Consider the following 10056-nt stretch of genomic DNA (forward strand, 5'->3'; position numbering starts at 1 on the left):
GCGCCGCCGCCCCCGGAGGGGCCCCCCCCCCCCGGGGGGCGCCGCCAACCCGCGTCCGGGGAGGACTCAGTCGCCCTTGACGTTGACCACCTGGCGCAGCGTGTGCCGTATCTCCACCAGGTCGGCGGCGTCGGCCATGACCACGTCGATGCTCTTGTACGCGTCGGGGTGCTCGTCGAGGAACGCGTCCGAGCGGCCCCAGGCGATGCCCGCCATCCGCCGGTCGAGGTCGGCCCGGCTGAACTGCTTCCGCGCGGCGGTCCGCGAGAACGCCCGGCCGGCACCGTGTGGCGCCGATGTCAGCGACTCGGGGTTCCCCCGGCCGACGACGACGTAGGACGCCGCACCCATCGACCCCGGGATCAGCCCCCACTGGCCGGCCCGTGCGGAGATCGCGCCCTTGCGCGACAGCCACACCTCGCGGCCGGCGTGGGTCTCCCGCTCGGTGTAGTTGTGGTGGCACTGCACCACCTGCTCGCGCCGGACCTCCTCGGTGAGGAACCGCGACAGCTGCTCGGCGACGCGGTCCATCATCTCCTCGCGGTTGAGCGCGGCGAACCGCTGCGCCCAGTGCAGCGCCTGGATGTAGGCGTCGAACGCCGGCTCGCCCTCCTCGAGGTAGGCCAGGTCCCGGTCGGGCAGGTCCATCCCGGCGCAGCGGTCCCGCGCCACCCGGATGTGCCGCTGGGCGAGCCGGTTGCCCACCCCGCGCGAGCCGGAGTGCAGGAACAGCCACACCCGGTCGGCCTCGTCGAGGGAGACCTCGATGAAGTGGTTGCCCGAGCCCAGCGACCCCAGCTGCAGCGGCCAGTTCGGCGCGGCGCCGTCGGCCTGGTCGGCCCCGGGCATCGCCCGCAGCTCCTCCGCGCGCGCCGCCGCGGTGTCGCGGAGCTTCCGGTTGTAGCGGCCGGCCGACAGCGGGACCGCTCGCGCGATCTGCTCGTGCAGCACCGCCAGGTTCCGGCCGCGGACGTCGTCGCCGGTGAACTGGGTGCGGACGGCCATCATCCCGCAGCCGATGTCGACCCCGACCGCGGCGGGGATGATCGCGCCGTCGGTGGGGATCACCGAGCCGACCGTGGCCCCCAGCCCCAGGTGGGCGTCGGGCATGAGCGCCAGGTGCGGGTGGACGAACGGCATCGAGGCGGTGCGCTGCGCCTGCTCCCGGGTGGCCGGTTCGAGGATCGACGCCCAGTTGAGCAGGCGTTCGCTGATCTGCTCCATGGTCCTTTCTCTTCTCCTGCGCGGGGCCCGGTCCCCGCGGTGCGTCGGTGGGCCGGTGCAGTGAACGCGCTGGGCTCGCGCGCCGCGAGCGGATTACCCGGCCGGCGCCCGGCGGACCCCGGCGCCCCGGCGGGGAAACGGCTTGGGAGGCGCGGTCACCGCCGGTAGCGTCGTCCTCCCCAGCCGTGACCGGGACGAGCGAGGCGACGGGCGCATGGACGGGTCCCCCGACCGCTCACGGGGCACCACGCTCGGCGAGCGCCTGCGCCGGGAGCGCGAGCGGCTGTTCACCGGGCGGGCACGGGAGCTCGCGGTCTTCCGCGCCGCCCTGTCCGACGACGGGGCCGCCGTCGCGCTGCTGTACCTGTGGGGTCCCGGCGGCATCGGGAAGTCCGCGCTGCTGGACCGGTACGCCGACACCGCGCGCCGTGACGGCTGCCGGGTGCTGCGCCTCGACGGCCGCGACGTGCCGGTCTCGTCGGAGGGTGTCGAGGCCGCCCTGCGGCAGGCGCTGCGCCTGCCCGACGACGCCGACCCGGTCACCGCACTCGCCGCGGGGCCGCGACCGGTCCTGCTGGTCGACACCTACGAGCGGCTGGCCCCGCTCGACCCCTGGATCCGGGAGTCGCTGCTGCCGCGGCTGCCGGGGGACGCGCTGGTCGTCGTCGCCGGCCGGGACCGCCCGGCGGCCGGGTGGACCGCCGACCCCGGCTGGCACGGCCTCGCCCGCGTGCTGCCCCTCGATCCGCTGTCTGCCGACGAGGCGCGGGCGTTCCTCACCGCCCGCGGCCTCCCGCCGGAGCGGCACGACCGGGTCCTGGCCTTCGGTCGCGGTCACCCGCTGGCGCTGGCCATGGCCGCCGAGCTCGACGCCGTCGGGGACGGCTGGGAGGCGGGCGCGGCCGACGTCGTCGCGCGGTTGGTGGAGCGGTTCGTCAGCACCGTCCCGAGCCCGGACCACCGCCGTGCCCTGCAGGTGTGCGCGCACGCCGAGTCGACCACCGAGGAGCTGCTGCGCGTCGCCCTCGACGTGGACGACGCCGGCGCGCTGTTCACCTGGCTGCGCGGTCTGTCCTTCGTCACCCAGGGGCGCTCGGGACTGCACCCGCACGAGCTGGTGCGGGAGGTCGTCGACGCCGACCTCCGCTGGCGCGACTCGCGGGCGCACGTCGAGCTCAACTGGCGGGTGCGTCGGCACGTGGTGGGGCGGATCCTGCGCAGCCGCGGCACCGAGCTGCTCCGAGCCGTGCACGAGCTGTACTACCTGCAGCGCAGCGAGCCGTCCTTCGCCGGCTACCTGCCGTGCGAGGACACCGACTCCGTGTGGGAGGACCGGCCGCGTCCGGGCGAGACGGACCGGCTGGTCGCGCTCGTCGAGCGCGCCGAGGGACCCGCGAGCGCGGCCGTGGCGCGCTTCTGGCTCGCCCGCCGGCCCGACGCCTTCCGGGTCTACCGCCCGGCCGGCCGCACCGAACCGGTCGCCGTGGGCGCCTGGCTGCTGCTCGACACCCGCGACGAGGAGGAGGTCCGCGCCGACCCCGTGGTGGCCGCCGCGTGGGCGCACACCGACCGCGCCGGCCCGGTCGGCCCGGGAGAGCGGATCGGCATCACGCGGTTCCTCGAGGACCCCGACCGACACGAACGCCCCTCGCCGGTCACCACGCTCATGTCGGTGCGCACCTCGGCGGGCTGGGTCGCCGACGGCGCGGCGTGGACCTTCTGCACGTTCCGCGACGCCGACCTGTGGGCCCCCCACTTCGCGCACGTCGACCACCCCCGGGCCGTGGACGCCCAGGTCGGCGGGCGCCGCGAGACCCTGTTCGCCCACGACTGGCGGGCACGGTCGGTGCGGGCGTGGTTCAACGTGATGGCCCAGCGCCTCGTCGGCGGCTCCTTCGACCCGGCGGCGGCCACACCCCTGCCCGCGCCGCTCCTGGACGAGGCCGCCTTCACCGCGGCGGTGCGGGCGGCCCTGCGCTGCCTGCCGCGGCCGGAGGCCCTCGCAGGCAACCCGCTGCTCGGCTCCCGGCTGGTCCGGGGCCACGAGCCGGCGGTGGACCGGCTCGTCGACGTCGTCGGCGAGGCGGTCGACGCCCTGCGCCGGGAGCCGGACGGCGACAGGCTGTACCGCGCCGTCGACCGGACGTACGTGCGGCCGGCGCCCACCCAGGAGCGTGCCGCGGAGCTGCTCGGCGTCCCCTTCAGCACCTATCGGCGCCACCTCGCCCGGGGCGTGCAGCGGGTCGCCGCGCGGCTGTGGCAGCAGGAGCTCGACGCCCGGTCCGCGGCGTGCCGCGGCCGGGCGGGCACCGGTGGGCAGGGGTGAGCAGTCGGCGGGCTGGTGGGTGGGCACCGCCCGGCGGCACCGTTCCCGGCGTCGGACTCGAGGGGAGAGACACATGGTCCCGACGTCGCTGCTGGCCGCCGAGACGGCGGAGCGCTACACCCGTGCCTGGAACGCCCACGACGGTGAGGAGGTCGCCGCCTGCTTCGCCGAGGACGGCACCTACCTCGACCCCACACTGCCGGCGCCGCTGCCCCGGACGGCGGTCCCCGGGCTGGTGGCCGGCCTCGTCGCCGCCTTCCCCGACCTCGTCTTCGCCGGCGAGGACCTCGCCGTCGACGGGAACCGGGTGTTCGCCCGGTGGCGCCTGCAGGGCACCAACACCGGCCCGATGCCGGGCCTGCCGCAGCCGACCGGAGCCCGGTGCGACCTGCCCGGGGTCGACGTCATCACCGTCGACGACGCCGGCATCACCAGCGTCGTCGGGTACTTCGACCAGAAGACCCTCGTCGAGCAGCTCGGGCTGCGCGCGCTGGTCGTGCCCGGGGACGCGCCCCCGCTGCGGTTCGGGTTCTCCGCCCGGACCGAGCTCGGCCGCACGCAGGTCCCCGGCGCCTTCGCGATGACCACCATCGCGGTGCGCGACGGGGAGGAGGACGAGCTCAACGCCCGCACCGGTGCGATCATCGAGGCCCTCGCCGCCGACCCGGACTTCCTGGGGATCGTGGCCACCAACAGCTCCGGCCGCGGGCACACCTTCACCGCCTGGACGAGCCCCGAGGCGGCGGAGCGCGCGGTCGCCGCGGCCCGGCCGCACCGGGACGCCGTGGCACGGGTCGACGACGGGTTCGGCACCGGCGGCTTCACCGGCATCTGGGTGCCGCACCGGCTCAACGCGCAGTGGGCCCGGTGTCCCGGCTGCGGCGGCCGGGTCCGCTTCCCCGCCGGCGCCGCGACCGCCGCCTGCCGCTGCGGCGGCGAGGTCCGCGTGTCCTCCTACCTGTGAGGGCCACCCAGAGGGCGTCGCTCCCGTGGCGGACCCCGGCGTGCCGTTTCCGTTCCGCCGCCGTCGGGCAGCCCGGTGGGGGAGCGGCCCCACAGGGAGGACGAGGACATGCAGGTCGGACTGAAGCTCGCCACCGAGGCCTTCGGGCCGCAGGAGGTCATCCGCCAGACCGTGCGGGCCGAGGAGGCCGGCTTCGACTTCGTCGAGATGAGCGACCACTTCCACCCGTGGCTCGACGCCCAGGGGCACAGCGCGTTCACCTGGTCGCTGCTGGGCGCGATGGCGGCGCGGACCGAGCGGATCGGCCTGGTCACCGGCGTGACCTGCCCGATCATCCGCTACCACCCGGCGGTCATCGCGCAGGCCGCGGCGACGGTGCAGATCCTCTCGGACAACCGCTTCACCCTCGGCGTCGGCGCCGGTGAGCGGCTCAACGAGCACGTCGTCGGCCAGGGGTGGCCGGCCGTGCACGTGCGCCACCAGATGCTCACCGAGGCGTTGGAGATCATCAAGCTGCTGTGGCAGGGCGGCTACCAGACCTACGAGGGCAGGCACCTGCAGCTGGAGGACGCCCGGGTCTTCGACCTGCCCGACCGGCTGCCGGTGATCGCCGTGGCCAGCGGCGGGCGCAACGCCAGCCGGCTGGCCGCCGAGCACGGCGACGGGCTGTTCGCCACCGAGCCGCGCGAGGACCTCGTCGGCGCCTACCGCGACGCCGGCGGCGACGGCCCGCGCTACGCCGAGGTGCCGATGTCGTGGGCGCAGGACGAGGAGTCCGCCGTCCAGGAGGCCCTGGAGAAGAGCCGCTGGGCGCTCACCGGCTGGAAGGTCATGAGCGAGCTGCCCAACCCGGTGAACTTCGACGCCGCCAGCGCCACGGTGAAGCCCGACGACATCCGGCAGCAGTTCTCCTGCGGCCCGGACCCGGAGAAGCACCTGCAGCAGGTGCAGCCCTACGTCGACGCCGGCTTCGACCACGTCGTGCTGCAGAACGCCGGCCCGGACCCCGACGGCTTCATCGACGCCTGCGCCGGCGGGCTCCTCGACCAGGTCAGGAACCTCGAGGCGTCCTGACGACGGCGGCCGGCGCGGGCGTCAGTCGCCGTCGAGCAGCCGCAGCGACGGGCGCGAGGACAGCCGCTTCTCCAGGCTGACCCGGTGCCGGCCCTCGGCGTCGCGGCGGAAGTCGAGCGAGTCGACCAGCGCCTGCATGAGCCGCACGCCCGCGCCGCCGTCGCCGTCGAGCCCGGCCCGGCTCTCGGCCTCGGCCCGGTCGAAGCCGGACCCGTCGTCGACCACCGTGATCCGGCACAGGCTGGTGTCGATCGCGACCGACACCTCGTACTCGGCGTGCGCCCCGGCGTGCTGGACGACGTTGGCGCAGGCCTCGGTGAGCGCCAGCGTCGTCTCCTCCACCACCGGCCGGTCGACGTGCAGGTGGTCGAGCGCCTGGCGGCACAGCCCCCGCACGAACGGCACGCTGTCGACGTCGACGGGCAGCCGGACGGTGAACGAGATGTCCACGCCGAGGGCCCCCTCTCCGACGCCGCGTTACGCTCCCTGGGTCCGTTTCCGCGGCAGAGGGAGCCCGATCGTGCAGTTCGCCGTCCACCGCGCTGCGGGACACGGGCGACCCGCGCTGAGGGTACGCGGTGAGCTCGACATCGCGACGGTGCCCCAACTGGCCGAGTGCGTCGACGCCGAGCTCGCCGCCGGGACGCGTTCCCTGGTCATCGACCTCACCGACACCGTGTTCATGGACTCCTCCGGCGCCCGCCAGCTCGTCCGCGCCGCCCGCCAGGCGGCCGAGGCCGGCACGGCGCTGCAGGTGGTGTGCCCGCGGGAGAACCACGCCGTCCGCCTGGTCATCGACCTGCTGGAGCTGCAGCGCCTGGTGCCGGTGGTCGAGTCGGCGAGCCTGACCGACGGGGAGGTCGGGTCGTAGGGTCGGCGGGGTGACCCGGCCGCCCGCGACAGCACCCGACCCGCTCGGCCGGCTGGTCGACGGCGACGCCCTCGCCCGCTGCGCGGAGGAGCCGATCGCCGTCCCGGGCGCGATCCAGCCGCACGGCGCGCTGCTCGCGGTCACCGAGCCCGACCTCGCCGTCGTCGTCGCCTCGGCCAACGCCGCCGACGTCCTCGGCACCGACCCCGCCGGGGCGACGCTGGCCGACCTGCTGACCCCCGCCGAGCTCGACCGGCTGCGCGCCGCGCTGACCGGCGACCTGGCCGAGGCCGACCCGCTGCGGGTCGCCCCCGGCGGCCGGGAGGCCGACCTGGTGCTCTCCCGCAGCGGGGGCCTGCTGGTCACCGAGTGGGAGCCGGTCGCCGGAGCCGGGCAGGCCGGCGCGGCCTGGCACCGCCGGCTGCCGCGGGTGCTGCAGCGGCTGTCCGCCCCCACCACGCTCGAGGGGCTGACCGGCGTGCTCGCCCGCGAGGTGCGCGCGCTGACCGGCTTCGACCGCGTGATGGTCTACCGCTTCGACGCCGACTGGAACGGCGAGGTGGTCGCCGAGGACCGGCGGGCCGACCTGGAGCCCTTCCTCGGCCTGCACTACCCGGCCGGCGACATCCCCGCGCAGGCCCGGGCGCTGTACGCGACGAACTGGCTGCGGCTGATCCCCGACGCCGGCTACACGCCGGTGCCGCTCGTGCCGCCGGTCGTGCCCGGCACCGGGGCGCCGCTGGACCTGTCGGGCGCGCTGCTGCGCAGCGTCTCGCCGGTGCACCTGGAGTACCTGGCCAACATGGGCGTCACCGCGTCGATGTCGGTCTCGCTCGTCGACCGCGGGACGCTCTGGGGCCTGGTTGCGTGCCACTCCTACAGCGGCCCGCACCGGCCCTCCCAGGCCGACCGCACCGCCGCGGAGTTCCTCGGCCGCACCGCCTCCCTGCTGCTGCACACCACCGTCGAGGCCGCCGACCGCGATGCCGCCGTCGTCGTGGCCCGCCGCGGGGCCGACCTCGCCGGCGCGATCGGCCGCAGCCCGCGCGCGCCCGCCGCCGCCCTGGTCGACGGCGAGGTGACCGCGCTGGACCTGCTGCCGGCCTCGGGTGCCGCGGTGCGGCTCGACGGCCGGCTGCACCTGCTCGGGACGACGCCCCCGGCCGACCGGGTCGCCGCGTTCGTGCCGGCGGTGCTGCGCGCCGGCGGGGTCACCGACCGGCTGACCCTCGACCTGCCCGACCTCGGTGACCTCGCCGCCCACGCGAGCGGCGTGCTCGCCGTCGAGGTCGGTGGTGCGCGCGGGGACTTCCTCGCCTGGTTCCGTCCGGAGACGCCGCGCGAGGTGAGCTGGGGCGGGGACCCGCGCACGTCGAAGGTCACCGACGGCCGGCTGTCCCCGCGGCGCTCGTTCGACCGCTGGACCGAGACCGTCCGCGGCACCGCCCGGCCGTGGCGCGGGCACGAGGTCGCCGCCGCCCGCGCGCTGGCCCGCCACCTCGGCGAGGCGGTGCTGGCCCGCGCCGGCGAGGACGACCGGCTGGCGGCCGCGCTGCAGCGCACGCTGCTGCTCGAGGAGCTGCCGAAGGTGCCCGGCGTCGCGCTCGGCGCGCGGTACCGGCCCAGTCAGGCCGACGTCGTCGGCGGGGACTGGTACGACCTGGTGCCGCTGCCCAGCGGGCGGCTGGCCGTGGTGCTCGGTGACGTCGCCGGGCACGGGTTGCCCGCCGCGTCGGTGACCGCGCAGCTGCGGCACGCGCTGCGGGCCGCGCTGCTGCGCGACGAGGGCCCGGCCGCCGCACTGGCCGAGCTCAACCGGCTGGTCACCGCGCTGCTGCCCGGGGAGATGGCCACCGCCGTGGTGGTCCGGGTGGAGCCGGCCAGCGGCGAGCTGGCGCTGGCCAGCGCCGGGCACCTGCCGGCCGTGCACGCCGCGGGCGGCTCGGCCGAGCTGGTCACCGACGGCCGCGGCCCGGCGCTGGGACTGCTCGACGACGCCGAGTACCCGCAGGCGCGGCTGTGGCTGGGCGCCGGCGAGCGGCTGCTGCTCTACAGCGACGGCCTGGTCGAGCGCCGCGACCGCCCGCTCCCCGACGGGCTCGAGGCGCTGCGGCACGCGGCCCTCGCCGCCGAGGGCGACCCGCAGGAGGTCGTCGACGCGGTGGTCGCCGCGCTCGACCCGGCCGGCACCGACGACGTCACCGTGGTCGGGCTCGCCCGCGTCTGAGCCGGGTCAGCCGGGGATCCCGCCGCGGACGAGGTAGCGGTAGGCGGGGGAGTCCGGGTCGAGGTGCTGGATCCGCAGCGGGCTGGCCGCGGTCCGCTGCAGCAGCGCGGGGAGGGTGTCGGCGCTGCCGAGCTCGATGCCACTCAGCGCGGCGCCGGTCTCCCGGTCGTCCCGCTTGACGTACTCGAACAGCACGATGTCGTCGTCGGGGCCCAGGACGTCGTCGAGGAAGCGCCGCAGCGCGCCGGGCTCCTGCGGGAACTCCACCAGGAAGTAGTGCTTGAGGCCCTGGTGCACCAGCGACCGCTCGATGACCTCGGCGTAGCGGCTGACGTCGTTGTTGCCGCCGGAGAGCAGGCACACGACGGTCTGCCCGGGCTCGACCCGCACGGTGCCGCCGGTCAGCGCGGCGGTGGCCAGGGCGCCGGCGGGCTCGGCGATGACGCCGTCGACCTGGTAGAGGTCGAGCATCTCGGTGCAGATCTGCCCCTCGGGTACCGCGACCAGCTCGGCGCCGCAGTCGCGCACGAGCGGGAAGGTCACGTCGCCGGCCCGGCGCACCGCCGCGCCGTCGACGAAGGTGTCGATCGCCGGCAGTTCCACCGGCTCCCCGGCGGCGAGCGCCGCGGCCATGCCGGCCGCCCCGGCGGGCTCCACGCCGACCAGCCGGGTGCCCGGGCTCGCCTGCGCGAGCCAGGTGCCGCAGCCGGCGAGCAGCCCGCCGCCGCCGACCGGCAGGACGACGACGTCGGGTGCACGCCCGAGCTGCTCGAGCACCTCGACGGCGACCGTCGCCTGCCCGACGACGACCGGCCACGCGTCGAACGCGGGCACCAGCGTCGCGCCGGTGCCGGCGGCGTGCGCGGCGGCGGCCGCGGCGGCGTCGTCGTAGGTGTCGCCGGTGACGACGAGGTCGACGACGTCCCCGCCGAGCGCGCGGATGCGGGCGCGCTTCTGCCGCGGGGTGGTCCCGGGCACGAACACCGCGCCGCGGACGCCGAGCACCCGGCAGGCGTGCGCGACGCCCTGGCCGTGGTTGCCGGCGCTGGCGCAGACCACCCCGGCGGCGCGGGCAGCGGAGTCCAGGCCGCTGATGGTGTTGTAGGCACCGCGGACCTTGTAGGAGCGGCCGACCTGCAGGTCCTCGCGCTTGAGCCACACGTCGGCGCCGGTGAGGGCGGAGAGACGGTCGTTGCGCTGCAGCGGCGTGCGCTCGGCGACCCCGGCCAGCCGGCCGACGGCGTCCCGCACGTCGGCGGGGAAGCGGGCCAGCTCCGGTGCCACGGTGGTGCTCACGGCGGTCCATCCTCCCTGCCGGGCCAGGTGCTCCCGCGCGCAGTCGTGCTCTGCCCCGCCTCCGGGGGCAGAGC

The 10056-nt window shown here is 76.5% G+C and carries 8 protein-coding genes; 5 read left to right on the forward strand and 3 right to left on the reverse strand.

Annotation, left to right across the window (positions count from 1 at the left end):
• Positions 1-66 precede the first annotated feature (66 nt).
• On the reverse strand, positions 67-1224 hold the full coding sequence (locus tag ACI8AD_RS24480) for an RtcB family protein (RefSeq protein ID WP_456873134.1): 1158 nt from the start codon (positions 1222-1224) through the stop codon (positions 67-69).
• Positions 1225-1438: 214 nt separating this feature from the next.
• On the opposite strand from ACI8AD_RS24480, the gene ACI8AD_RS24485 reads away from it, so the two are divergent.
• From ACI8AD_RS24485 to ACI8AD_RS24495, 3 genes are all read left to right on the forward strand, one after another.
• The gene (locus ACI8AD_RS24485; RefSeq protein WP_456873135.1) at positions 1439-3550 is read left to right on the forward strand and encodes a hypothetical protein; all 2112 of its coding nucleotides are present in this window, start codon (positions 1439-1441) and stop codon (positions 3548-3550) included.
• A gap of 73 nt (positions 3551-3623) precedes the next feature.
• Positions 3624-4514: an ester cyclase gene (locus ACI8AD_RS24490; RefSeq protein ID WP_456873136.1), complete on the forward strand. Its 891-nt coding sequence runs from the start codon at positions 3624-3626 to the stop codon at positions 4512-4514.
• A 108-nt stretch (positions 4515-4622) separates the two neighbouring features.
• On the forward strand, positions 4623-5588 hold the full coding sequence (locus ACI8AD_RS24495; protein ID WP_456873137.1) for a TIGR03557 family F420-dependent LLM class oxidoreductase: 966 nt from the start codon (positions 4623-4625) through the stop codon (positions 5586-5588).
• 21 nt (positions 5589-5609) lie between these two features.
• On the opposite strand, the gene ACI8AD_RS24500 is transcribed toward ACI8AD_RS24495, so the two are convergent.
• Entirely contained in the window at positions 5610-6038 is a 429-nt protein-coding gene (locus ACI8AD_RS24500; protein WP_456873138.1) for an ATP-binding protein, read from the reverse strand.
• Positions 6039-6108: 70 nt separating this feature from the next.
• Here ACI8AD_RS24500 and ACI8AD_RS24505 point away from each other — a divergent pair, with 70 nt between their 5' ends.
• Both ACI8AD_RS24505 and ACI8AD_RS24510 read left to right on the forward strand, forming a co-directional pair.
• On the forward strand, positions 6109-6459 hold the full coding sequence (locus ACI8AD_RS24505) for an STAS domain-containing protein (RefSeq protein WP_456873139.1): 351 nt from the start codon (positions 6109-6111) through the stop codon (positions 6457-6459).
• Positions 6460-6469: 10 nt separating this feature from the next.
• The gene (locus ACI8AD_RS24510) at positions 6470-8686 is read left to right on the forward strand and encodes a SpoIIE family protein phosphatase (protein ID WP_456873140.1); all 2217 of its coding nucleotides are present in this window, start codon (positions 6470-6472) and stop codon (positions 8684-8686) included.
• 6 nt (positions 8687-8692) lie between these two features.
• Here the strand turns inward: ACI8AD_RS24510 and ilvA are convergent, their stop codons facing one another.
• Positions 8693-9982, reverse strand: coding sequence for a threonine ammonia-lyase IlvA (ilvA, locus tag ACI8AD_RS24515; RefSeq protein WP_456873141.1), 1290 nt, complete (start codon positions 9980-9982; stop codon positions 8693-8695).
• Positions 9983-10056 lie beyond the last annotated feature (74 nt).

The organism is Geodermatophilus sp. SYSU D00766 (genome assembly GCF_054049915.1).